Below are 24,951 nucleotides of genomic sequence, written 5' to 3' on the forward strand. Positions count from 1 at the left end.
ACGCATATCAACGGCTACCAATCAAAGGAAACCCACATGGCCAAGAAGACCGCCGCAATTGTCGGTTCAGGCAACATCGGGACCGACTTGATGTTCAAGATCATGCGACGCTCGAAAAACGTCGAAGTCAAATACATGATCGGCATAGACCCCAACTCTGACGGCCTTGCCCGCGCAGCCCGCCTCGGCGTGACAGTCTCTTCAGAAGGCGTCGAGTGGCTGCTGGCGCAGGAGGACAAACCGGACTTTGTGTTCGAATGTACTTCCGCTAAAGCCCACGCCGCGAACGCCCCGAAGTATCGAGAGGCGGGCATCCGAGCCATAGACCTCACCCCTGCCGCGGTGGGGCCTTACGTCGCCCCGGTAGTCAATTTGGAATCGATCACCGACACCATGAACGTCAACATGATTACCTGCGCCGGCCAAGCGACGACGCCGATCGTTGCGGCTATCTCGTCCGTAGTCCCAGTGGATTATGCAGAAATCGTGGCATCCATAGCCTCGAAGTCTGCCGGCCCCGGCACACGGGCCAACGTCGATGAGTTCACCGAAACTACCGCAGAGGCGCTCCAGGCTGTCGGTGGTGCCAAGCAAGGCAAAGCGATCATCATCATCAACCCGGTTGAACCGCCCATGATCATGAGGAACACCATCTACTGCGCCATACCGGCAGAAGCGGCCGAACCGGGTCCAACCCAGGAGCGAATTCGGGCTGCGATCGCCGAGGCTGTCGAAAAAACCCGCGAATACGTTCCTGGTTACGAACTGCGTGTCGAACCACAGTTCGATAGCTCCCGCGACGATTGGAATGGTGCCGGAAGAGTGGGCGTGTGGGTCCAAGTCAAAGGTGCCGCAGACTACCTACCCGAATATGCCGGCAACCTGGACATTATCACTGCGGCTGCAACCCGCACTGCAGACCTCCTTGCCGAGAAGATGGACGAGTCTGAGCTCGTCACAGCCTCCACCGAGAACACCGGGAGCCAGTCATGAGCCCTACCGAAAACAGCGGTTCCAGCATCCGTCTGACAGATACCACCCTGCGCGATGGTTCACACGCAATGAGTCACCGATTCACCGAAGCGCACGTACGAAGCGTGGTCCGGGCACTCGACGATGCCCATGTCGAAGTGATCGAGGTGACCCACGGAGACGGCCTGGGTGGCTCGTCCTTCAACTACGGGTTTTCCCTGACGCCGGAACTGCAGCTCATCAAGGCCGCCGCCGATGAAGCCGAACGCGCCAGGATCGCCGTGCTCATGCTTCCGGGCCTGGGCACCATTCACGACCTCAACCAGGCATACGACGTCGGCGCAACAGTTGCGCGGATCGCGACCCACTGCACCGAAGCAGACATCTCCACCCAGCACTTCTCCCATGCTCGGGATTTAGGTATGGAAACTGTAGGTTTCCTCATGCTCTCGCATCGTGCCAGTCCCGAGGAACTCGCCAAGCAGGCCCGCATCATGGCCGATTCCGGCTGCCAGTGTGTCTACGTCGTCGACTCAGCCGGTGCCCTAATTCTTGAAGATGTCGCGGATCGGGTCGCGGCCCTGGTGACCGAACTCGGTGCCGATGCGCAAGTAGGGTTCCATGGCCACCAAAACCTGAGCTTCGGCGTCGCCAATTCCGTCTTCGCTGTACGCGCCGGTGCGCGGCAGATCGACGGCACTCTTGTTGCCCTGGGGGCAGGGGCAGGCAATTCGCCCACGGAAGTACTTGCTGCAGCATTCGATCGGCTCAACATCTCGACGGGCGTAGACACCCAGGGTCTGATGGCCGCAGCGGAAGATATCGTGAAACCGATCATCACCCGCATGCCCGTCATGGATCGTGCTTCAATCATGCAAGGCTACGCCGGGGTCTATTCCTCATTCCTTATCCATGCAGAGCGGGCAGCAGAACGCTACGGGGTGCCGGCCTGGCAGATCCTCCAGGAAGTGGGCAAAGCCGGCTACGTAGGAGGACAGGAAGACATGATTGTCGATGTGGCGTTGAACCTACAGGCGGCCGGAACCAACTGAAACTCACACCAAGGACGCTATGCCACACGCAATCGTTGCCACCCGCGCCGGCGGACCCGAAGTCTTGAACTATCTAACGGTTCCACGCCCTGTCCCTCAGCGGGGGCAGTTGCTGGTGCGGGTGGCCGCTGCTGGGATCAACTTCAGAGACGCCCTTGAACGAAGAGGCACGCGCAAGACCCTTTATCCCTACATACCCGGCACGGAAGCCTCAGGCACTGTTGTAGAAGCAGCAGAAGGGTCTGAGGAATTTAGCGAGGGCGATCGCATAGCCACGGCAGAAAGCGTCGGCTGCTACGCGGAATACGTCCTGGTCGACGCGGAAAAAGCATTGCCAATACCTGACGACGTCGACGATGTCACCGCGGCCGCGCTAACCTTCCAAGGACTGACTGCCCACTACTTGGTAAATTCCTCCTTTGCTGTAGCCGGCCACCACACGGCCCTAGTCAACACAGACGGAGATGAAATGGGCTTGCTCCTTATCCAACTGCTCAAGGCCAAGGGCGCCCGGGTCATAACTACTGCGCCGGCGGACCAACGGGAAGCCCTCGCTCTGCAAGCCGGAGCAGATCAAAACTTCCGTCGCGCCGACTTCAACACGGACGTCCGCAACCTTACCGATGGCCGCGGGGTCGATGTTGTGTACGACTGCGTCGGTGGGGAGACAATTGCCGAATCAATTGCCTCGCTCACTGTTCGCGGTACCTTGGTGTCGTTCGGCCAACGCTCGGGTCCTGTCCCTCCCATCGACCTGCAAGGAACGATAGCCGAAAAGTCAATCACCCTCATGCAGCCATCCATGGCGGCGTATTTACAAAATCCCGTCGAACGGCGCTGGCGCTCCTCGGAGATCTTCACTGCTGCTGGAAGCAATGCTCTCAAGGTCCTTGCTAGCACTCAATATCCCCTACGAGATGCGTGCCGCGCGCACCAGGAACTTGAAGAGGGCCGACTTCAAGGGAAAGGCATTCTCATACCGTAGTTATCGGTCCTTTGACCACACCGGCAGTGCATCTGTGCCCCGAAAAGTCTCTGTAGGTCAGGGTTTCTCCTGACCGCTGGTCACGCGCGGAGTGAAAGCCTCATCCAGCAGCGAAGCTTCAAAGGTGGCAGCCGTCGATTTCCGGGGGGCAGATTTTGCGTGCCCCTTCGTGTGAGTCGATCGAGCGAAGTATCGTCTGAGCAAAAAACGAGGTGTGGACAATGTCCACACTTTCCGCCTCGGACTGGCCCGTACAGCCGCCGGACTGGCCCGGATTCCGCATGTTTCCGCGGGATCCCGGCAATAGCAAGGCCAGGAATCGCGTTCGAGTCCCACCTCGGGCACTGCATAACCCCTCGTCAGAGGGGTTTTTGCGTTTAAGTGTGGACAAATGTTGACAAGTGCCTCTGCCTCATCGTCCCGGATGGTGCCTGGCCGCCGGGTACGGCCTGTTCAGTTTGGGTGGGGGAACGGGGTCGGTGCCTGGGCTGGTGGGCGCTCCGTTGGCTGGGTTGTGGAGTCAGTCGGTGTCCTTTTCTGGGGTTTTCCGGCGGCCCCGGTTGGCGGCGCACTACTTCATGGGCGGTGGTTGTGGCGACGACATGACGTTTCACCAATGCTGCTGAAATTTCTTCTCGAATCCGCTCCCCGTGTTGGCTGGCATCGAGGTTGCCTCCCGGTTTGTCCTACCAAAGGGGGGTGTGGACACTGTCCACACTTAAAGCAGGTACCACGTGGAGCCCTTCCTGACTCGGATTCCGGGTGATCACCTCTTCATTTGGTCTCTGAGTTCCTGGCAACATGATTTATCGCAAACGGAGCAGTGAACGAGCCGGCGCTGCGCCGCGCCGATCACAGGGCTAGCGGCGCTGCTGCTCGGATAGGTGTCCGAGGTTCTTCTCCTTCGACGCCCGCGCCCAGCGAAGGCCACGGAGATCAGCAATGAGTGGCTACGCAACGGGCCACACCCCGCCCCGAGGTCGGGCCGAACAGGAGGTCCAGTCTGATTATGAGGCACAGTTCGAGCGGAGCTGACTGTTCGCCCCTACTCAGCTTTCTCCCTGGAGCCCGGTTCAAGGGTGGTGGCCGCGTCGAGGGCGTCATCGACGACAATGAGGTAGTTGTGGCGTCCTGCTGCCAAAGGGATGGAGTGTTCGCCGTATTTGTTGTAGGCGATGTCGACGGCGTCGTTGGCGTTGGTGATGTTGAGTCGCCGTAGGAGTCGGGCGATGTCGAGGGTGTCCTTATCCCGTTCCGCGGCGATCTTCATGGCGAGGAGCGTTTCGGTATCCGCTGCATGGATGGTGATCCCGTCGAGGCGTTCAAGTTCGACCCAGGTGGCGTTGTCCGGGAGGAAGGCTGCGGCGTTGGAGTTGAGCCAGTCGGGTGGGAGATCGTAGTCAGCGGCCATGTCCGCGACGACGGCGTCGATGGCGGTTTTGTCCGCGTAGCTGGCATCGATGTCGGCGGTAGGTCGGTTGCCGATTCCCTGCAGGATCAGTGCCGCACCGCCAACGAGCTTCACGTCCCCGTAGACGCCGCGGGCCTGCAGGCGGTGGCCGAGCTCTTCGAGGAGTGCATGGATTTGGATGGAGGTGAGTTCTCCGGAGCTCATGCGGTGGCCAGGCTGCGTTCGCGGATGAAGACGTTCATGGCGGCGAGTTCGTCGGGTGTTTCGGACATGGTGAGTTGCTTCATGGGTTCGCGGATGTGCCGGTAGGACTCGGCAGGCATCCACGCTTCGGTGAGTGGTTTGATGCGTTGGGTCCAGGGCGGTGCTGGTTGGCCGAGCCGGTGTGCCGTGTAGTTGGTGATGCCGGCGAGGGCAGCGGACCAGTGCGGGTCCTTCAGCCGGGGGCTGCGCTGGAGCAGAGGGTGACCTGCCTTGAGGGAGGCGGTGGCGTAGTCGGCGAGCATCTTGATCGCGAACTCGAAGTCCCGGTTGGCGAGCAACTCTGTGAAGGTTTGGGCGTAGTCGCGGCGGCCCGGGTCGTGGTCGCTGCCGCGTGGAATGGGGTCTATGGCTTCCAATGAGAGGCCGAGGGCTGACATGACGGCGAGGGTCTTGCCGAGTTCAGCGTGTTCGTGGCCGGCTTCGAGATCTATGAGGAACTTTCGTGACACCCCTGCCTTGTTGGCAAGAGCCTGTTGGGAGAGCCCGTTTGCCTGGCGCCGGGCGCGGAGGATCGCTCCGGCCGCGATCGGTGAGTTGATGCTGGTCCTGTACGTCATTATCGTTTCCCCTTCCTTTGCATTATGTCACCGAATGGTGACAGTTGCATTCTTGGCGGGCGTGGGCCGCGCCCGGGCAGGCGGGTCATGTTGCCGCGAGGTCGAAGCGCCATGAATGTGTGAAAGGAGGAAATCTGATGACAGCTTCCTGGACAGCTCTTATCAGTAGATCCGGTAGCCGCGGTGTACTTGGCGTCCCCACCGTGATGTCAGGCTGGCGTGCCCTCAAACCGTTGTGGGACCAAGTGGGCCGTTTCGTTCAGGTCATGGGGTGACCAAAACAACAGAGTGTCGGCTGCGATCATGCCTCTGTTTATGGGTGGCTTGGCTGGTCGGTGATGCGGTGGTCCAGGCGCCAAATGTCGATCCCATCGAGGTGATGGATCAGCATGCGGCCCCGGCCGTTGGAGAGGATAATCCATAGAACGCTTGCATCATCTGTTGTTTCGTCCACGTGCCCGGTGCCAACTATTGCGTTGCCACGCCGGAGTTCCACGAATTCACGGCGCCAAAGGTACTTCCAGTGCTTGATTAGCTGCGGCGTGCGTCGTAGTTCATCTTCCAGGTCAGCGGGTCCATTGGAGAGTTTCCAGTTCGCAGCAGTTTTGGGTGTACTGCGGCTGCGGCCCGCAATCCGGATGCGAACGTGCTTGTCATTTATCACGGGGATGCTCTTTCGGCGAGGTGGTCGGGGTTGGGCTTGGTTCTGAAAAGCCGCTACAAGGCTTTAGCTTCCGGTTTCTTCGATTGTGTAGTGAAGGCCCATCCATGGCAGCGCTATGAGCGCGGTTTCATGTTGCGGTAGTTGAGGTTTTGGAGCGGCTCTTTCGACGTCCTTGGGGTCTGTGTCGTTCCGTCGTGACGTTGATGGTGTGCTGACGTCGAAGTACATGTCATCTCCTTGGGGTCTGGCATGGTCATCGCTTGGAGGGTTTTGTCAGGAAATTCTTGTGGGGACGGGGTTTGACAACTCACGTTCGGTAATCGTTCCGTGGGGCACATCATTAGTAAGTTCGATAGTGAATGTTCGTCGATCGCGTCGGGTAACCAAGACGCCGCAGCCCGGGTTCGTTGGAGCTTCTTGAATTGCTTCCTCAACGGCTTTGTCGAGTTGGTGTTCAAGCTCTTTACCATCGGTTATTACTATTTCCGCGTAGTAGTGAGTCGATTGGGTAATCATTGGGTTCCTATATTTCGAGGGAACAGGCCACAGATGCTCTGCTTTAGGGGGTTAGAACGAGCTTGGCAGGGGAGCCCTGTTGCTGGATTTCCCATGCCCGCCCGCATTCGGCAAGCGGAAGAACTGCGGTATCTACGTTCAGGGCGCCGGTCGCTGCCAGCCCGGTAAGTTTCAGATAGGCGTTGCGGCGGACGTCGTACGGCGCATCCACATGTGCGAAACCGAGCAGTTCCAGCCGCGCTGCGCGGATGACATTCGCGGGCAGTTGTATAGTCGATGCCGCCGACTGGCCGATCTGAATGTGGCGGGCCCCGTTTGCAGCGACGTGCATGGCCGCCAGCGCTGGGTCACCCCAGATGGGATCAATGATGACGTCGTAGCCGCGCCCCCCACTGGCCTGTCTTAGGGCTTCTACCAAGTCCGTGTCCGGTGTAATGGTTACCGTGGCATCGGCACCTCGCTGTCGGGAAACGGCAAGACGGTCGGATTCACGGTCCGCGGCGACTACCCTGGCAGCGCCGAGGGCAGCTGCGATCTGGACAGCCACTGACCCAAGTGCGCCGGTTGCTCCGAGCACGAGCACGTTCTGCCCGGGTTGAAGGTTCGCGCGCCAAGTGAGGGCCAGCCAAGCGGCCAGTCCGGTGTTGCCGAGGGCGGCGGCGGTGACGTCATCTATGTCGTCAGAGAGGTCCAGCAGATCCTGTTCAGCAACCAACGTTTGCTCGGCCCAGGAGCCGTGGGGCGCAATTGGTGCGGTGAAGAAGACTCTGCGTCCGGAGGCCGTCCGTCCTACTCCGTCTGCCCCTATGACGTATGGCAAGGTGCCCGGGTCCCCGTAAGCGCCGGAGGCCCTTGCCAGGTCGAGGTGGTGGACCCCGGCAGCAACGACATCGACGATGACATGGCCAGTTTCGGCTTGAGGGTCCGGGAACTCTGCATACTCCGGTGCGGTTCCGGTCTGTGTGAGGACTGCTGCTTTCATGGTGTGTCCTTTATGACGGAGCGTTGGTTGTGGTGTTGGCGACGATCTGCACGCTGATTGAACCGAGGCCGGTGATCTGACCTTTGAGCTGATCACCCACGGTCATCCATGTCCCGGTGCTAAGGCCCACACCTGCAGGCGTTCCGGTGAGTACGACGTCGCCGGGTTCAAGTGTCACGTGTTCGCTGATTTGGGAGATCAGCTCGGGCACCGACCAGATGAGGTTGGAGGTGTTGGCGTTTTGCCGTAGCTCGCCATTGAGCCAAAACTGCAGTTGCAGGTCCGTGTCATCTACAAAGCGGGCGGGCACGATTTCCGGACCCAGGGGGCAGCTGTCGTCGAAGACCTTGCCCCCGAACAGGTCGAACTTGACCAGGTGCTTGGGATGGCGCTGCCAGTCCCGGGCCGACAGGTCCAGGGCGATCGTGTAGCCCGCGATGTGTTCCCGAGCCCGCTCCGCAGGTATGTGACGGCCGGCCCGGCCTATGACGAACGCCAACTCAAGTTCGTAGTCGAATTTCTCGGTCTGGGTGGGGTACCGGACTGAACGTCCTTGGCCGACGAGGGTGGTGGTGGGCGGTTTGAGGAAGAAGACCGGAACGTTGTCCTTCTTCGAAAATCCCGCATGACCGCCGTCGTTAATGACATGGTCGTAGTAATTGGCGCCAGTGCAGATGACTTTGTTCGGATACTGCAGCGGAGTCAGCCAGTCCTCCAGCAGCGTCGGCTCGGTAATTGGCTGGACGTCACTGTTTGGCAGATTGTCGACGGCGGTGAGCAGCCGGGCTTCAGCGGCCTCCCAGTTGGCAAAGACAGCCATCAGCCCGCGCGCGGAATCGGCAGAAACCAACTCGGGGGAGACATCAGCGATTTTGTAGAGGCGACCGTCAGGGAGTCGGAGAGTTGGGGTTGGTACCCCATTGATCCGGATGGTCGAAAGAGAGAACGTCACAGGGTTGGCTCCTTGATGGGCGCCGTGTCTGGTCTGCCGGCACTTGCCGCCACCATCCAGTCGTCGACGATCACGTCGACCGTGGAGATGGGGCCGGTCATGAGGGACCGCGCGAGTTCCCGGACCCGGTTGCGTTGGGATAGCGACAAGTACTCCACAGGGGATGCGCCGTCAACGCGTGCAAGTGCCAGCAGCGGCAGGAGCGCAGCGATGCGTTCCCTAAGGCGGTCTTCCGCTTCCCAGTCGATGTGCTGGACATATCCTTCCAACAGACGATGGACGGAGTGATGCAATTCCTCGGTGCGATCAGGCAGAACGATGGCCTTGAGCAGCAAATGGTTCACGCAGAACGCCACATCGAACGCAGGGTCACCGAACCAGCCACACTCGGCGTCGAGCAGCACCGGCCCGTGGGGTCCAAGAAGAATATTCTTTGGACTGACGTCCCCGTGGATCACTGTCAGGTGCGTGCCGGCTGTCACCTCCGCGAGCCAATCGATCCGGTCTTCAAGGTCCGGGTTTGCCCGGGCGGTGACGCGGAAGTAGGGCTCGATGCGCAAGGCATCGAAGTTGTCGTCAGTAGCGAACGTGGTTGCAGCCGTTGAGTCCTTGGTGCTTGCTGAGTGCAAGCGACCAAGCAATTCTCCGACTGACTGCGCGGACGCTGGATCGATGTGCCCGGCAAGGAGCTCGGACTTCCACACCGGGTAGTCTTCCGGCGGGAGGAACTGCATGGCGAACAATCCAGCTAGCTCGTCATAAGCCAGCACCTGCGGAACCTGCTGGGGAGCAGTCCGGGAGGCGAATTGCAGCCAGTCATACTCCACCCGGTTTCGGGAAGTGGGTGCCAACCATTCCTGGGCTACCTTAAGCCGGCCCAGCGCACCCTTGACGCAGAGCGTACGGCCAGGCAAGTCCACCCGCCAGAGGTCCGAACTCACGCCACCAGTCAGGGGGGTGAATTGTGCCGCCTCGGAAGGCTGCACGAGCCCGTGGCGAAGCAGGAACTCCCTCACGCGGGCTTCAGGCTCCACGGCGTTCACCGGACAGCCAATGGAGTGGTGCCCAAGGTGGGCAGCTGCCTGAAAGCCAAGGACGAATCTTCGGCGATGCGCACCAGTTGGTTGTACTTGGCCAGTCGCTCCGAGTTCCGGACAGAGCCAATTTTGATCTGCCCGGCCCCGGTGCCAACTGCGAGGTCCGCAAGGAAGTCATCCTCGGTCTCCCCGGATCGCGCAGAAACAACTGGCGCATAGCCAGCCGCGCGCGCCTCCGCGACGACGTCGAGTGTGCCGGAAAGAGTGCCGTTCTGGTTGACCTTGACGAGGACACCGTTGGCGACACCGCGTGCTATGCCTTGGGCGAGCCGTGAGCTGTTGGTTGTGAACAGGTCATCACCGATCAACCTGACACGTTGTCCCAGTTGCGAGGTCAGTGCCTCCCATCCGGCCCAGTCATCCTCATCAAGGGGATCTTCGATCGAGACGATCGCAAAGCGATCCACCCAGGACGAGACCATGTCGATCATCTCAGCTGTGCTGAAATGGCGTTCCTGCCGGCGCAGATGATAGTCACCGGAGCTGCTGTCATACAGGGACGAGGCGGCCACGTCGATGGCGATTGCGATGTCAGTTCCGGGCTGTAAACCCGCGGCCTCAATGGACTGTGTGATCAGTTCGAGGGCTTCTTCACCGGTCCGACATGCCGGGCTGAGGCCGCCTTCGTCGGCCAACAGAGTTGGCAGCCCCTGTTCGGCGCAGAGCCTGGCGGCCGCCGCCCGCACCCGTGATGTGAGCTGGATCGCTTCGAGGGCTGACGTTGCCGCTACCGGGACGGCCAGAAAATCCTGGACATCCATTCCGCGGCCGGCGTGCAGCCCGCCGGAAAGAATGTTGACCATCGGCATCGGGAGCGCCGGCTCGTCGATGTTGGCGAGCTGGGCGATTCGCCGATACAGTGGCAGCTCTCTCGCGATGGCGGAGGCCCGGCAGACAGCCAGGGACACGCCGAGTACGGCGTTGGCGCCAAGACGTGACAAGTTGGCTGTTCCATCCAACTCCCGAAGTCGCTCGTCTATGGCGCGTTGGTTCTCGACGTCGAGGCCACGCAGCGCTTCGGCGATCTCGCCGTTGACATGGTCCACGGCTGCCGTGACGCCGAGTCCGTCGAACGCCGACTCATCCCCGTCCCGCAGTTCGTGGGCCTCGTGAGTGCCGGTGGACGCGCCGGAAGGCACGGATGCCCGTCCCCTGACACCAGTGTGGAGGACGACCTCGACCTCCACAGTGGGTCGTCCTCGAGAATCGAAAATTTGGCGGCCGTGGACATGGTGGATCGTGCTCAAAATGACACTCCAGTGGTGAGAGGGGAAGGGGTGTTGCAGGGATAGCGGGCTGGTTCACCGCGCAGGACGCGCACAACTTCCTCGGCAGCGCTGCGGCGCAGGTCGATGACGGAAGCGTCGGACGCGAAAGCTATATGCGGCGTGACGACTACCCCGGGATGGGCCAACAGCTCTTCGGGAACAACTGGCTCTTCCTCAAGGACGTCCAAACCTGCACCGCCCAGATGTCCGCTGTTCAAGGAAGCGAGCAGCGCTGCCGTGTCCACCAGGCCCCCGCGGCTGACGTTGATAATAAACGCATCACGCGGCAGCAAGGCCAACTCCCGTTGGCCGATGAGATGGTGCGTCTGCGGGACCAAGGGCGCGTGGAGAATGACCACATCACAGCTCGCAAGGAGATCGTCAAGGGCCAGCACCTCCATGCCGTCGGTGTCGGCAGGCGCATTCGGATCACTGATCACAACGCGGGCTTCGAGGGCGCGCAGCTTAGCGGCGGTTGCTCTGCCGATCCGGCCATATCCGATGACGCCGCAAGTCAGGGTGGACAAGCGGCGAAGGCGGGCACCTGCCGGGTTCCACTTGCCGGCGCGCACTTCACGGTCGGCAGTGACCAGGCCACGGGTCCAGGCAAGAGCCAAGCCAACGGCGTGATCCGAAACCTCGGCCACGCAATAATCGGGGACGTTAGTGACCTGCACGCCGCGATTAGTAGCGGCAGATACGGCGATGTTGTCCAAGCCCACTCCCATGCGGGCTACGATCCGCAGGGGGACCGAGGAGGCGATCGCATCTGCGGACACGGCTGCCCAGCAGGTGAGGATGGCAGCGGGCTGGTGTTCAGCGACCAGCGCGTCGATGGTTTCCACCGGGGCGGGGTCGGCCGGGCCGGAGATGACGCGGTATCCGGCTTTTTCGAGTATTTCCCGCTCGATGCCGTCGTCGGGCCAGGCCCGGTCGGTCAGCAAGACGGTCTGCTGCTGGGTCATGCGTACTCCTTCATTCCTTGGCCTGTTTCGGCCGGATATGGGTGGGGTGTGGTTGTGTTGGGGGCTGGTTCCACGCACTGTGTGACCTGCGTGCCCAGCCCGGATACCGAGGCCGTGACTAAGTCGCCTGCACGGAGGAAACGGCCGTGGTGGAGGCCAAAACCGGCAGGGGAGCCCGTGCAGAGCAGGTCGCCAGGGCGAAGTGGGGTGTGCCGGGACAGGTGCTGCAGCTGTTCAGGAATGGTGAACACCATGTCCTCTGCTGTGTCATCCTGCATAGTCGTGCCATTAAGGGTCAGCTGCAGCTTGAGGCTGGAGGGGTTGGGTACCTGCCATGCAGGGACGAACCACGGGCCAACAGGCAATGATCCTTCCATGCCCTTGCATTGCAGCCAGTCGCTGCCCAGTACGGGGAGGTCGGGCCTGACCACTCGCGAACGGATGGTCAGGTCGTTGACGACGCAGTAACCGGCAATCACCAGCGGCGCTTCGGAGAGCGTCAGGCGCGTGGCAGAAGCCCCTATGACTGCACCGATCTCGACTTCCCAGTCCATCGTGTCCACGTCCTGGTCAATGATCAGTTCGCCGTAAGGGACGCCCACGCGCTCCATGCTGGTGAGGCAAATGTACGGGCTGCCCTCCCGTTGCCGCTGATCGAGCGCCCGCATAGTCGCGGTGCGCGTTCGTTCGGCGTCGACTGGAAGGGCGGCGTCGACGGCGGCTTCCACCACTTGCCTCCGATAGTTGCCAATAGTGCAGAACAGCTGCCTGGGCCGGAGTGGAGCTTCGATGCGAAGTGACCTGACGGCCAAGCCTTGTTCGGCGATCGCCCGTCCGGTCGCCGGTAGTTCTGTTAGGCATTGCAGTTCAGAGTGGTGCTCATTCCACTGTTGGAGCAGGTCGCTGATCGAGGTGAACCTTGCGCACGGCCATTCTTGCGCCCAGTCCAGTAATGGAAGAGCACGGCTACCTTGTACGAGCCACACCTCGGCCACCCCTCCAAGCGAGGCCGCTTGGGCGAAGACAACTCCTTTGGGGGCAAAGTCGGGGTTTGAGTGATCGTCATCGAACATAGTGCTAACGATAGCACAGACTCGACACCGCGGCACTACCTTGCTTTCAACTAAAACGAACAGTTGCTTGGGAATTCACTCCTCGTTGACAGCGAGGCCGAGCTGAGTAATAGTGCTAACGATGGCACTGACGTTAGTTGAAGGGATTCACAGTGAATGTTCGCAGGGTGGTTACAGGTACCGATGACAGTGGAAGATCGGTGCTGGTCTCCGATGGGTTTGTCCCCAACAGCCATGACTTCCAGAGCATGCCTGGACAGTCGCAGACCAGGATCTGGTTCACCGCGGGCACGCCCACAGGAGACCTTCCTGAAGGCGAACCTACGGACAACCATGGGCCGGTGGTCCCCGGACCCGGGGGCGCCAGCTTCGTCATCGTCCGGTATGCGCCGGATTCCGTGGTTATGAGCCCGGACTTTGACCCGGTTGCGGCAGGACAGGAGCTAGGGGACTATGCACCGGACCTGGCGGAAGTATTTGAGCCCAATGGGATGCACAAGACGCGCAGCGTCGACTATGGGGTTGTTTTGGACGGAGAACTGTGGCTTGAACTCGATGACGGGTTCCAGGTGCGTCTCACGCCCGGAGACACAGTAGTCCAGCTCGCTGCGCGACACGCATGGCGCAACAAAACGAAGGCGCCGGCGGCGGTGGCTTTCCTGCTCACCGGCGTCGACGCCTGAGTTCCGGGATCCCCGTCACGGGATCCTTGGAGCGCGGTGCCGGTCGATCACGTGGAGCGACCGGCACCGCTTTTCTTGCTAGGGGAGAACGATGTAGTTGCTGAAGCCCCCTCGAGGATCCTTCAACCGGCCGGAGATCGCGGTGTTGACATCCGACAAAGGAAACGCCTCGGTCTCCAAATAGTTAAGGTCGAGTGTTCCTGTCTCGATCATGTCGGCCATTTCCTGTCCCTGGGCTGCCGTGAACCAATTCGAGCCGATGAGTTGGACTTGCTCGTCCATCAGCCATTTCATGTCAACTGGAACCTCCTCGGAAACCCCGCCAACGTTCACCACTTTCCCGCCACGCCTGACGCCCTTCATGGAGTCAATCATGGCTGCAGCATCGGCCCGGGCACCGAGCGCACTGATGACAAAGTGCGCTCCGTCGCCGCGTGTCCGCTCCCTGGCCCACTCTGCGCTCGACTGCTCGCCGAGCGTAAGGACTTCGATCCGGCGCGGCGAGAGGGCCTTAACACGCTCCAGCAACTCCTGATTGCGTCCGGTCCCGAGGATTTTCGCCACCCCCATGCTCAAGCAGAGCACAGTTGCTGCAACGCCGAGTGTGCCCGTGATGCCGTCGATCAAGGCGACAGTGCCGGGCCCGGCGTCAGCCAATTTGAGGGCGCCGTACGCTGTGCCGATGTAGCCGAAACGGGCGGCCAACTCGAACGGCAAATTGTCCGGGATTTTTACCAATGCCTGTTGAGGTGCGGTCATGAATTCACTGAAGCCGCCATATGGATATTGGTCGAAAATCCGCTGGCCGTCACGGGACGTGCTGAAGTACCCGTTAAGGGTGTAATAGCGGCAGCGGCTCGGAGTACCAGCCGAACAGGCGTAGCAACTTCCGCAGGAGCGCAGCGGGCTTACGTAGACACGGTCACCTGGCTTGACGTTGATGACCGATTCTCCGACCTCCTCCACCACGCCGGTGGGGTCGAGTCCAAAGATTGCAGGAAAGGCAGGGATGGGCTGGTGTGGGAACCAGGTCGGCCAGCTGTTGATGACGTTGGCCATGTTGGGCACGATGCCAACCGCCTTGACCCGGACAAGCACATCGGTGGGACGGGGTTTGGGTACTTCGATCGTGTCGATCGACATGGGTTCGCCGATCTTATGTAGTCGTGCGGCGCGCATCATCGTCATTGACGGGGCTCCTTTGCATAGAAAGTTGGTTGGTATGGGTGTGTCCTTCGGGAACAGCTACTTGCGGTAGCTGTCCTCGAGATCGATGTGGAGGAGGCCCATGATGCGGACCCCGGAGTTGTACCAGGCAATGGTCAGGGTCAGTTCCACCATTTGCTGGTCATCCAGGTGTGCGGCGGCGGCATCCCACGTTTCGCTGGACACGTGCACGTCGTTGGTGGACTCCCTGGCGAGGGCAATGACGGCAAGTTCAGCCTCGGTGAACAAGCCGGAGTTCGCGGCGTCTGCCACTGCTGCAAGCTGCTCGTCGGTGATGCCGGCCTTGCGGCCATGTGACTGATGATGGGCGATCTCATATTCGGAGCCTGTGGCATGGCCTACTGACAATATGGCCAGTTCACGCAGCTTGGGGCTCAGCTCGGAACCGTCCCGCAGGGCGTTGGCGTAGGAAAGGAAGGCGTCGAGAAGGACCGGGGCGTTTGCCAAGGTGCGGAAGATGTTGGCCGTCGGCACTTTGCGCTCCGCTTCGAGCCTGTCCCAAAGGGGCTGTTGGTCGATGGACGCTGCATGGTCGCGGGAGAGGGAAGGTACTCGGGACATGATGTGTTGGACCTCAGTTCTGTGGGGATCAGCGTGGTTGCGGGCTGGACAGGAACTTCTCCAGCGTCATGGGTGAAGGGGGAATGGCGGGGGACCTCAGCGGGACATCAACGAAGGCAGAAGCCTCGAAGTACCACTTCTCCAAAGCGGGGAGTCCCCACCGGGCATTGGTGCTGACCGATGTTGCGTCCCAGCGGACGGGCTCTGTCTCGATGTCGATGGTTTGGTAGTGGCTGTTGAAGACTTCGACGCGGTGGCCGTCCGGATCGCGAAGGTAGCTGAACAGCATGCCGCCCGGCCCGTGGCGGCCTGGACCACGCTCGACGCCGTCGCCGTACCCCAGGATGCCCGCGAAGTCGCAAGCGGTAAAGATGTCATGGCTTTCGGAGACGGTGTAGGCGAAATGGTGCAGGCTGGGGCCGTCGCCTGGAACCATGGCGAGGTCCAGACAGGTTCCTTTGCGATACATGAAGGCGCCGATGAGCTCGTCGCCGTGCTCCAGGTACTCCGAGTTGCGGAACCCCAGGCCGCTGTAAAAAGCACACGACTCATAGACGTCCGGCACCAGCAATTGAAAGTGATCCAGCCGCTGCGCATGTGCACCTTTGTAGTGTTCAAAGTTGATATGCAGACGTGGCCTGGTGGACATCGTTGCACACAACTCAAGGGGTGTGCCGGTGGGGTCGGATACTTGCAGCGTCCGGCCTTGGTGAGGCATCTCCACCCACTCAGCCGGGAGTCCGCGTTCACGGAAGTACCGGTAGGCCTCATCCAAGTCCTCGTCGAAAAAGACGCGGAATCCGAGACGACGGGCTGTACCGCCGTCGGGGCTTTTTTCCAGGACGAGGCTGTGGTGACAAGCCTCGGCCAAGCCGCGAAGATAGACGGTCGAGTCGTCCTCGTCACTCACCACCAAGCCCAGGACAGTGGTGTAGAACTTGCGGCTCTCGGCCAGGTCGGCGACGTTTAGTCGTAAATGGCTCGTCCGACTGATGTTGAACGGCGGGCGCAGGTCGACCGGTGGCAGCATGATGTTTTCTCCAATTGGTGCTACGGGTAGCACCCTCTATTCTTAGTGCGCACAGAGTGCGTATTTATTGTTGGTGTCACGGTTTCAGGCGGAGCGCTTGTGCTTTTCCGCCCGCGGTGCGGCAGTGCTTCCGCGGGGCACAAGCCAGCCCGCCGACACGGACTCATAGGGGTCGTTGCCGGCTGGCGGGCTGGTGAGCCTGCGGATGAACCAAAGCCCACACGAGGTGGCGACGTCACCGATGGGAAGGCTGATGGTGGTAAGGCCGCGCCCCCACCATGAGAATCCGCTTTGATCGCCGAAACCGACGACGGAAAGCTCCTCGGGCACCTCAAGGTCCATGTCCAAAGCTGCGTCGAGCACGCCGACGGTGTGTTGCACGGAACCGAGCACAAGGGCTGTCGGCGGGGTTGGCCGGTTCAGAAGCCGGCGGAGAGCCTCCTTTGCGTGTTCTGGCGACGCAGGTGGACCCAGCTCAATGAAGTCGGAGGTCAGCGGGATGCCTTGGGCGTGCAATGCCTGTTGATAGCCCTCAAGTCGTTCCTGGCCTGTAGGCAGTTCCTTCGAGGCTCCGATATACGCAATGCGCTTGTGGCCCAGTTCCAGAAGATGCGCTGTGGCGTCCTGGAGCGCCCGTTGATCGTCAAGACCGAACCACTGCGCTCCAAGCGACGCATGCCTGCGCAACAACTGAACGTGCGGCATGCCGCGCAGCAGGTTGGCCGAGTCCACGTGCGGGTTAGGGGTCGGCGCAATTATCAAGCCCGCTGCGTGACTGGCCGACAGTTCCCGTAGGTGTCGTCTTTCAATCAGGCGATCATCGAATGTTTCCGCGAGCATCAGCTGATACTCCTCGGCGGCCATGATGGCCGACAACTCGTGGGCGATAGTGGAGTAAAAGCTGTTGCGGACATCCGGGATGACCAGCCCCACAACGTTACTGGAGGCACCACGCATCATCCTCGCCGCGCGGTTGCCGACATATCCAAGCTCAGAGGCAGCTTGACGGACACGAACTTTGGTTTGTTCGCTGATGCGTGCGTCGTCTGCCAGTGCTCGGCCCACCGTAGAAACCGAAAGTTTCAGGTGTTCGGCGATGTCTTTGGTTGTGACCATCATTCCTCCAGGGCAATTCTTTTAGTGGGTCATTGCGTACGACGCGGCGGCTCGTAGCCATATCAGTCGCTTTGATGCTAACGATAGCACGAGTGCGGCACTCGTCAAGAGCGGGCTGGACGCTCGGCTGCGGTCCAGCGTGGGCCTACGTCTTTGCTTTCCACTCTCCGACGAAGGCCGCGTGGCGTTAGGAAGGGGAATTTCCGGCCGCGCCCTTGACTGGGGTCACTCCAGTGCTATCGTTAGCATCATCAAGCACCGAAAAATCTTCAAACCCCTCCCAGCGCCGGCACACCACGGCCAGAGCGAGACGAGGGTTCCCGCAGAGGTCTGTTAACCGCCTAAAGCCAGATCTTTCCTCTCCACGAAACAGCCCCATAACCAGGAGACAACGATGTCCCATCCCAATTCTTCCGTCCCGGGCAGCCCCTCGGGCGCAACGGGTTCCAGTGTCAAGCATTCAGTACCCACCTACCCTGAGCCTATGGACGCCATCTCCATGGATGCCGTCCCAGCCAGCCCTGCTCCTTCCAGGGTCAAGAACAACCCCGAAGGCATGGCCACCAACGTCACAGCTGGCGTCTCACTGGGAATTCTGGCAGTAACGTTCATGCTCAACGCGATGGACCGCCAGGTTTTCGCGCCGCTATTGAGCACGATCGCGAAAGATTACGGCTTTACCCTTCAAACGGGAGGGCTCCTTGCCACCGTTTTCACCCTCGGAATGGCTGTCGCCGGAATACCCGCAGGTTTCCTGGTGGAGCGTTTCTCCCGCAAAGCCGTTCTGTTGGTGAGCATCGTCATCTACTCGCTCGGCACGCTCGCCACCCCACTGGCAACATCGTGGGGAGACATGGCCGTTTACCGGATCATCTCCGGGCTCGGCGAAGGTATGCAGGCTGCTGCACTCTTCGCCGCCGTGGGAGCGTATTTCCATCATCGCCGCGGTCTAGCCCTCGGAATCCTGGGCTTCGCATTTGGGCTGGGCGCCACCTTCGGTCCTGCGCTCGGCATCATGTTCGCCGGCCAATTTGGGACGTGGCGGGCCCCGTTCACCATTTTCGGGCTACTCGGACTGCTCCTGGCAGTAGTTGCGATGTTCACCGTGAGCCGTAAATTCACTGAGCAGGCCATCAGCATGACGGGCGTTGGGGGCTCCTACGACTACATGCCGGCCAAAGCCTACAACCGCAACTCCCTCGCTATAGCCGCAGCCTCAGGATGCGGTGCCCTCGCCCTTTATGGCTTCCTGGGGTTGTACCCAACGTTCCTGACCACACAACTGGGCGTCTCCACCGGAGAATCCGCGGTGGCACTCAGCTTCGTGGGTCTGGGCGGGCTGGCAGGCCTACTCGGTGGTTGGATGGGTGACCGGATCAACCAGCGGACCTTGCTCATCGTTTCCTTGGTGGTGATGGCTGTGCTCGGCGTACTCATCTATCAGGTGCAGGCGAACTTTGCATGGCAATGTGTGTTCGCCTGCCTCATGGGCGTCTTCGGAACGGGTGTCTTTTTCCCCAACACCAACAGTGTGATCCAGCGAGCCGTCCGTCCACACCAGGTGGGGCGTGCGGCCGGATTGTTCGTCACGTGCTATTACGGTTCCGCAGCCTTTTCGGGTCTCTTGTTCGCTGCCCTTGTCCCGCAGGTCGGCTGGCAGGGAGCCGGACTCCTGCAGGTCACCGCACTTCCGCTGGCGGCCGCTGCGATCATGCTTGTAGTTCAGACGTCCCTGTTCAACAACGCACCCCGGGCGGCCAGCCATTGATGTCCTGTGAATGGCTCAGGAGGAAACCCCATGACTGATGTGCACCACCATCCGACGGGTGCGATGGCCGGTGTGGTCGTTGCAGACTTCAGCCGGGTGCTTGCCGCTCCCTACGCAACCATGGTGTTCGGCGACCTTGGCGCAGACGTGATCAAGATAGAGCGCCCCGGCCTTGGGGACGACACCCGCCACTGGGGCCCACCCTATACCGATGATCACGAAGCGACGTACTTCTTGTCCGTAAACCGCAACAAGCGTTCGTTCACGGCAGACATGTCCAACGAAGCAGACCATCGAAACCTCGTCGAGCTCATCCGGCGGGCAGATGTACTCATAGAAAACTTCCGTCCGGGCACAATGGCACGGCATGGCTTGTCCTACCAACAAGCTGCAGCCATCAACCCACGATTGGTGTACTGCTCGGTCACGGGCTTTGGCTCAACTGAAGCCGCGGCTGCACTGCCTGGATATGACCTTCTGGTCCAGGCCGTTGGAGGGCTCATGAGCGTGACAGGTCCCGGCCCCGGCTTCCCTGTGAAGGCAGGCGTGGCCTTGGTGGACGTTCTGACTGGGCTTCATGCTGCGGTCGGTGTGCTGGCGGCCCTGCGGGCCCGGGAAACAACCGGCCGGGGTCAACTGGTTGAAGTCAACCTGCTGAGTACGTTGTTGTCCAGCATGGTCAACCAAAGTGTAGGTTACACCGCAGGTGGCTCGGTTCCAGGCATCATTGGGAATCGTCATCCGTCGATCGCCCCCTACCAGCTGTTCCCGGCGTCGGACCGTCCGATCGTCATCGCGGTCGGAAATGACCGGCAGTTCGGCCGGCTCTGTGCAGCCCTGGGTATCCCGGAGGCCGCAGATGATCCACGGTTCACCGCCAACGCGTCCAGGGTGGCCCACATCGATGAACTCGACCGGCTCATCAGTACCCGCACCAGTGGGCAGACTGCCGGCTACTGGTACGGCACGCTTTCGGCATGCGGGGTTCCCTGTGGCCCTGTCAACAACATCGCCGACGCCTTCGCGATGGCCGAGGAATTGGGACTGAACCCCCTCGTCAATGTCGGCGGCGGGAACAATGCCGTCAGCTTGCCCGCCAATCCGATCAGCATGTCCGAAACACCCGTCTCGTATGTTCGACGGCCTCCGCGGCTCGGACAAGATTCCGACGACGTATCAGCGTGGCTTCATGGACCCGTCAACGCGAAATTACCGCAACAACCAAACCACTTCAGTAACAGCAAGCAGCAACCAATGGGAGCACACTCGTGACCGACCTCGCCACAGACTATCTGGACATCGACGCCTTACTCACCGAGCCGGAACTTGTCCTTCGCGGGCAAGTACGGCGATTCGTCGATGACCGTATCCGGCCCAACATCAATGCCTGGTACGAGGACGCCGTCTTTCCCCAGGACCTGGTCAAGGAGATGGGCAGCCTCGGCCTCTTGGGAATGCACCTGGAAGGGTACGACTGCGGTGGCCGGAGTGCCGTCGAATACGGCATCGCCGCGATGGAGCTTGAGGCCGGGGACTCCGGGATCAGGACCTTCGTGTCCGTGCAGGGGTCTCTGGCCATGAGCGCCATCTCCAAGTTCGGCTCCGAGGAGCAGAAGCAACAGTGGTTGCCGGGCATGGCTGCCGGGGAGCTTATCGGTTGCTTCGGCCTCACCGAGCCGACTGCTGGCAGCGATCCCGGTGGAATGGTCACCCGTGCCGTGCGCGGTAAATCGGGATGGGTCCTGAATGGAGCGAAACGCTGGATCGGCCTGGCCTCCATTGCAGACGTCGCGATCATATGGGCGAAAACCGAGGACGGCATACGCGGCTTTGTCGTCCCCACAGACACGCCGGGCTTCTCCGCCACCCCGATAACCGGGAAAATGTCCATGCGCGCGTCTATTCAGTGCGACATCACCTTGAGCAACGTACATTTGCCGGAAAGCGCCGCGTTACCCGGAGCGGAGGGTCTCCGAGGTCCCTTCTCCTGCCTCAACGAAGCACGCTACGGCATCATGTGGGGGGCCATGGGCGCCGCCCGTGATGCCTACCAGACGGTTCTCGCCTACACACAGGAGCGCACCCAATTCGGAAAGCCGATCGCCTCGTTCCAACTCACCCAACAAAAACTCGTGGATATGGTCCTGGAGATTCAGAAGGGAACGCTAGTTGCCCTCCAAACAGGACGGCTCAAGGACGCCGGCAGGCTGCGCCCCGAACAGATTTCCTTCGGTAAGCTCAACAACGTCCGGCAGGCGATAGAGATCTGCCGGTCCGCCCGCACCATTCTCGGCGGAAACGGGATCACCCTTGACCACTCACCGCTCCGGCACGCCAACAATCTGGAGAGTGTGCGCACCTACGAAGGCACCGACGAGGTACACACACTGATTATGGGTCGCGCAATCACCGGCATCCCGAGCTTCTCGTAACCGATGGAATCACTTGTCTCCATCTCGGCACCGCACGTCGCCGAGACTATAGTCGAAAAATCAGTTACAGAGACATCGATCTCCTACATCCACCACGCGGGTTTCCGCTTTGCACTCCTGACACTGAGGAACCCAGAGCGGCGCCCGGTGACCATGGGACCTGCATCCTTGGCCGTGTTCGAGGCCGTATTGCAATCCGTGGATCCGTCCCAAGTTGACGCAGTGGCAGTTACCGGCGATGGTTCGGTGTTCTGTGCCGGAGCGGATTTGAAGTCGATGACCAGGGCCACCACCCAGCGTGATGCCGAGGACGTGGCCAAGCAGGGCCTCAAGGCCTTGGGTCGCTTGGCGGGCCTCCCCGTGCCAACCTTTGCTTTTATCAACGGCACAGCCTTGGGCGGCGGCCTGGAACTCGCCCTGCACGCGAACTACCGCACTGTTGCCGGCTCTGCCAAGGCCTTAGGATTTCCCGAGGTCCGGCTTGGCCTGGTTCCGGGCTGGGGCGGCATCCCGAAAACCATGGCTCTCCTGGGCCTTGACCTCACTGCGCGGTTGGTAGTCACGGACGCACTGGCGGCCAAGACGCTTACCGCGCAACAGGCCACCGACATCGGATTGGTCGATCGCAGGTTCCCGGAGGACGGATTCCTTGAAGCCTCGCTGGATTTCGCGGCCGCTATCCTCTCAGGAACGGATCCGTCCACGGCCCACGTTGACCGCCCCACGCAGCGGAGACCGCCTGCCGCCGTCGTCGATCTCACTGCCCTGGACACAATCCGAAGGAAGCTGGACGCGCGCCTCCACGGTGCCGCGCCCGCCCCGTACCGGGCCCTGGAGCTGATCGCGGCGGCGGCCAGTGCACCAAGAGAGACCTCCGGGCAAGATGCGGAGATTCGCGCCTTCGGCCAGCTGTTGCTTTCCCATGAGGCCCGAGCCAGCATATATGCCTTCGACCTGACGCAATCCAAGGCAAAAAAGCCCACGGGCAGGCCGACCGCTGATCCGCAGTTGGTTCGATCGGTCGGCGTCGTCGGTGCGGGGCTGATGGCGAGCCAACTCGCGCTCATCTTTGCGCGAAAGTTACGCGTCCCGGTGCGGATCACAGACTTGTCCCCGGAACGCATCGATTCGGCGTTGACCTGGATCGGCGCCCAAGTGGACAAGCTCGTGGACGGGAACGGCCTTTCCGCCGACGACGCCGACGAAATCCGCGCGTTGATCACCGGCGGGACGGACAAGTCGGTTCTCGCGGACAGCGACGTGGTCATTGAGGCAGTCTTTGAGGAATTGGAGCTCAAGCGCGCTGTGCTCGCAGAACTCGAACCCCTCCTTCGTACCGATGCCTTGCTGCTGACCAACACCTCCTCGCTGTCCGTTGAGGCCATGGGTGCCAGGCTGGAACGCCCGGAGCGTCTCCTTGGCTTCCATTTCTTCAACCCCGTGGCGGTGCTGCCGCTGGTGGAAATCGTCACAACCCCGCACAATGACGAAGCGACGCTGGCCACTGGCTTTGAGCTGGCACGGCGGCTGCAAAAGACGGCCGTGCTCGTCAAGGACACCGCCGGTTTCGTGGTGAACCGACTGCTGACACGGCTTTTGGACGAAGTGCTGTCCCTGATTGACGACGGCGGCGATCCTCGCACGGTGGACCTCGCACTGGACCCGCTCGGACTTCCCATGAGGCCGCTGCAGCTTCTGCAATTCATCGGGCCATCCGTGCAACTTCATATCTGCGAGACCATGAACCGTGCGTATCCTCAACGCTTTGACGTGAGCCGTAGCCTGACCGCACTGGTGGACGCGGGGCTCCCCGGCTACTTGGACAACGACGGCGGTATCTCACCCGCCGCCGCTGCCCTCCTGCCGCCCGCCCGGCCGGTGGATCCCGGCGCGGTCCGCACCACAGTGCTGGCAGCGCTGGCCCAGGAGGTTACGGCGATGCTCGACGAGAACGTGGTGACCGGCCCTGGGCAGATCGACCTGTGCATGATCCTCGGCGCAAATTATCCCTTCCACACCGGCGGCCTGACACCGCTGCTGGACCGAGAGGCAGGCACTTCCTTCCATCCCGGACTGCGCGTCTCCGCTGTCGGATAGACAGGGCAGCCCCAAAGTTCGCCCGGAACTGGCGGCGTCCGCCGTCGTCCGGCCCTTCCCACCCACTTTCCCGTCCAAGGAGAAGAAATTGAACCCAACGGAAGATGTTGTCATCGTCGGGGCGGCCCGCACGGCGCAAGGCCGTCTGATGGGCCAGCTCGCACCGCTGTCCGCAATCGACCTCGGTGGTGCCGCAATCGCCGCTGCACTTGACAGGGCCCAAGTCCACCCGGAGGCTGTCGACGCCGTCATCATGGGGCATGTGCTCCAAGCCGGAGCCGGGCAGAATCCTGCACGTCAGGCTGCAGTGGCAGGAGGCATCCCGCTCAAGGCTCATGCCGTGACCGTCAACAAGGTGTGCCTATCCGGGTTGAGCGCCATTATTGATGCGAGCCGGCTGCTGCGTCTCGGGGAAGCCGCAGTCGTGGTCGCCGGAGGACAGGAATCAATGAGCAACGCCCCACATTTGCTGCAGGGGTCCCGCGCCGGGCATCTGTATGGGGACACCGCGCTGATCGACTCAGCTGCCCACGACGGGTTGACCGATGCTTTTGACCACGAGGCGATGGGCCTGGCAACCGACCGCGCCAACGATTCCCTCGGAATAGCCCGGGTCGAGCAGGACAAGGCCGCGGCCGACTCTCACCGGCGAGCCGCGGCCGCGCAGGTCGCCGGACAATTGGAGGAGGAGATTGTCCCGATCAAGGTGCCGCAGCGTCGTGGGCAGACCGTTCTGGCCGACAAAGACGAAGGTGTACGCCCGGACAGTGACGAAGAGTCGCTCGGCAGGCTCAGGCCGGCGTTTTCCCCCAAGGGCACCGTCACCGCCGGCAATGCTTCCCCGCTCAATGACGGCGCCGCCGCCGTGGTCCTCACAACGCGGGCCTATGCCGACGCCCACAGTCTGAGGATCATGGCAGTACTTGGCGCTCCGGGTCAGACCGCCGGCCCGGACACCTCGCTGCCGGACAAACCAGCCCGTGCCATCTCAAAGGCGCTGGAGACGGGAGGCTGGAGCGTGGAAGATTTGGATTTCGTGGAGATCAATGAGGCGTTCGCCTCAGTGGCCCTGCATTCGGCCGCGCAGCTCGGGATCGGCATGGACAAGGTCAATATTCACGGCGGAGCGATCGCCCTTGGACATCCCATTGGTGCATCCGGTGCCCGGGTGGTGGTTTCCGCAGCGTACGAGCTCCAGCGTCGCGGCACTGGCAAGGCAGCAGTCGCCCTCTGCGGAGGCGGGGGCCAAGGAGAAGCACTCCTTCTGTCACGTTGACCC

Annotated in this window: 22 protein-coding genes; 9 read left to right on the forward strand and 13 right to left on the reverse strand. The window is 61.4% G+C overall.

The window, feature by feature from the left end:
- Positions 1-36: 36 nt before the first annotated feature.
- Genes AUR_RS19030 through AUR_RS19040 form a run of 3 tightly spaced genes read left to right on the forward strand, consistent with a single transcriptional unit; the run spans position 37 to position 3,009 of the window.
- On the forward strand, positions 37-993 hold the full coding sequence (locus AUR_RS19030; protein WP_062096540.1) for an acetaldehyde dehydrogenase (acetylating): 957 nt from the start codon (positions 37-39) through the stop codon (positions 991-993).
- Positions 990-2,024, forward strand: a complete 1,035-nt coding sequence (gene dmpG, locus AUR_RS19035) for a 4-hydroxy-2-oxovalerate aldolase (protein ID WP_062096543.1) — start codon at positions 990-992, stop codon at positions 2,022-2,024. Before AUR_RS19030 ends, dmpG begins: the two co-directional genes overlap by 4 nt.
- Before the next feature lie 19 nt (positions 2,025-2,043).
- Positions 2,044-3,009: a quinone oxidoreductase family protein gene (locus AUR_RS19040; protein WP_062096545.1), complete on the forward strand. Its 966-nt coding sequence runs from the start codon at positions 2,044-2,046 to the stop codon at positions 3,007-3,009.
- A gap of 1,045 nt (positions 3,010-4,054) precedes the next feature.
- Here the strand turns inward: AUR_RS19040 and AUR_RS20630 are convergent.
- The 9 genes from AUR_RS20630 to AUR_RS19085 form a co-directional block, all read right to left on the reverse strand.
- Positions 4,055-4,624 (reverse strand): DUF6036 family nucleotidyltransferase, encoded by a 570-nt coding sequence (locus AUR_RS20630; protein ID WP_241650977.1) that lies wholly within the window; start codon positions 4,622-4,624, stop codon positions 4,055-4,057.
- Complete coding sequence (locus AUR_RS19050; RefSeq protein ID WP_082694587.1) at positions 4,621-5,241, reverse strand: helix-turn-helix domain-containing protein; 621 nt, start codon at positions 5,239-5,241, stop codon at positions 4,621-4,623. Before AUR_RS19050 ends, AUR_RS20630 begins: the two co-directional genes overlap by 4 nt.
- A gap of 313 nt (positions 5,242-5,554) precedes the next feature.
- Positions 5,555-5,905, reverse strand: a complete 351-nt coding sequence (locus AUR_RS20635) for a hypothetical protein (RefSeq protein ID WP_241650978.1) — start codon at positions 5,903-5,905, stop codon at positions 5,555-5,557.
- 559 nt (positions 5,906-6,464) lie between these two features.
- On the reverse strand, positions 6,465-7,403 hold the full coding sequence (locus AUR_RS19060; protein ID WP_062096548.1) for a quinone oxidoreductase family protein: 939 nt from the start codon (positions 7,401-7,403) through the stop codon (positions 6,465-6,467).
- Between the two features lie 10 nt (positions 7,404-7,413).
- Positions 7,414-8,355: a fumarylacetoacetate hydrolase family protein gene (locus tag AUR_RS19065; RefSeq protein ID WP_062096550.1), complete on the reverse strand. Its 942-nt coding sequence runs from the start codon at positions 8,353-8,355 to the stop codon at positions 7,414-7,416.
- Positions 8,352-9,398 carry a phosphotransferase family protein gene (locus tag AUR_RS19070; protein WP_062096552.1) on the reverse strand — a complete coding sequence of 349 codons (1,047 nt, stop codon included), beginning with the start codon at positions 9,396-9,398 and terminating at the stop codon, positions 8,352-8,354. The genes AUR_RS19065 and AUR_RS19070 overlap by 4 nt, the downstream gene beginning before the upstream one ends.
- Positions 9,395-10,699: a phosphopyruvate hydratase gene (gene eno, locus AUR_RS19075; protein ID WP_062096554.1), complete on the reverse strand. Its 1,305-nt coding sequence runs from the start codon at positions 10,697-10,699 to the stop codon at positions 9,395-9,397. The genes AUR_RS19070 and eno overlap by 4 nt, the downstream gene beginning before the upstream one ends.
- On the reverse strand, positions 10,696-11,685 hold the full coding sequence (locus tag AUR_RS19080; RefSeq protein WP_062096556.1) for a C-terminal binding protein: 990 nt from the start codon (positions 11,683-11,685) through the stop codon (positions 10,696-10,698). The genes eno and AUR_RS19080 overlap by 4 nt, the downstream gene beginning before the upstream one ends.
- Positions 11,682-12,758: a fumarylacetoacetate hydrolase family protein gene (locus AUR_RS19085; protein ID WP_082694588.1), complete on the reverse strand. Its 1,077-nt coding sequence runs from the start codon at positions 12,756-12,758 to the stop codon at positions 11,682-11,684. Before AUR_RS19085 ends, AUR_RS19080 begins: the two co-directional genes overlap by 4 nt.
- A 167-nt stretch (positions 12,759-12,925) precedes the next feature.
- Here AUR_RS19085 and AUR_RS19090 point away from each other — a divergent pair, with 167 nt between their 5' ends.
- Positions 12,926-13,441 (forward strand): cupin domain-containing protein, encoded by a 516-nt coding sequence (locus AUR_RS19090; RefSeq protein WP_206616287.1) that lies wholly within the window; start codon positions 12,926-12,928, stop codon positions 13,439-13,441.
- Between the two features lie 78 nt (positions 13,442-13,519).
- Here the strand turns inward: AUR_RS19090 and AUR_RS19095 are convergent, their stop codons facing one another.
- The 4 genes from AUR_RS19095 to AUR_RS19110 all read right to left on the reverse strand — a co-directional run bounded on the left by AUR_RS19095 (position 13,520) and on the right by AUR_RS19110 (position 17,375).
- Positions 13,520-14,629: an alcohol dehydrogenase catalytic domain-containing protein gene (locus AUR_RS19095; RefSeq protein ID WP_206616288.1), complete on the reverse strand. Its 1,110-nt coding sequence runs from the start codon at positions 14,627-14,629 to the stop codon at positions 13,520-13,522.
- 57 nt (positions 14,630-14,686) lie between these two features.
- On the reverse strand, positions 14,687-15,229 hold the full coding sequence (locus AUR_RS19100; protein ID WP_062096562.1) for a carboxymuconolactone decarboxylase family protein: 543 nt from the start codon (positions 15,227-15,229) through the stop codon (positions 14,687-14,689).
- Between the two features lie 28 nt (positions 15,230-15,257).
- Positions 15,258-16,259: a VOC family protein gene (locus tag AUR_RS19105; protein ID WP_062096564.1), complete on the reverse strand. Its 1,002-nt coding sequence runs from the start codon at positions 16,257-16,259 to the stop codon at positions 15,258-15,260.
- Positions 16,260-16,343: 84 nt separating this feature from the next.
- Entirely contained in the window at positions 16,344-17,375 is a 1,032-nt protein-coding gene (locus AUR_RS19110; protein WP_062096566.1) for a LacI family DNA-binding transcriptional regulator, read from the reverse strand.
- A gap of 484 nt (positions 17,376-17,859) precedes the next feature.
- Here AUR_RS19110 and AUR_RS19115 point away from each other — a divergent pair, with 484 nt between their 5' ends.
- From AUR_RS19115 to AUR_RS19135, 5 genes are all read left to right on the forward strand, one after another.
- On the forward strand, positions 17,860-19,143 hold the full coding sequence (locus AUR_RS19115) for an MFS transporter (RefSeq protein WP_206616289.1): 1,284 nt from the start codon (positions 17,860-17,862) through the stop codon (positions 19,141-19,143).
- A 30-nt stretch (positions 19,144-19,173) separates the two neighbouring features.
- Positions 19,174-20,415 (forward strand): CaiB/BaiF CoA transferase family protein, encoded by a 1,242-nt coding sequence (locus AUR_RS19120; RefSeq protein WP_082694589.1) that lies wholly within the window; start codon positions 19,174-19,176, stop codon positions 20,413-20,415.
- On the forward strand, positions 20,412-21,575 hold the full coding sequence (locus tag AUR_RS19125; protein WP_062096571.1) for an acyl-CoA dehydrogenase family protein: 1,164 nt from the start codon (positions 20,412-20,414) through the stop codon (positions 21,573-21,575). The genes AUR_RS19120 and AUR_RS19125 overlap by 4 nt, the downstream gene beginning before the upstream one ends.
- 3 nt (positions 21,576-21,578) lie before the next feature.
- Entirely contained in the window at positions 21,579-23,672 is a 2,094-nt protein-coding gene (locus AUR_RS19130; protein WP_062096573.1) for a 3-hydroxyacyl-CoA dehydrogenase NAD-binding domain-containing protein, read from the forward strand.
- An 88-nt stretch (positions 23,673-23,760) separates the two neighbouring features.
- On the forward strand, positions 23,761-24,948 hold the full coding sequence (locus AUR_RS19135; protein WP_062096575.1) for an acetyl-CoA C-acetyltransferase: 1,188 nt from the start codon (positions 23,761-23,763) through the stop codon (positions 24,946-24,948).
- The last annotated feature ends 3 nt before the right edge of the window (positions 24,949-24,951 follow it).

It is taken from the genome of Paenarthrobacter ureafaciens, assembly GCF_004028095.1.
GTDB lineage: Bacteria > Actinomycetota > Actinomycetes > Actinomycetales > Micrococcaceae > Arthrobacter > Arthrobacter ureafaciens.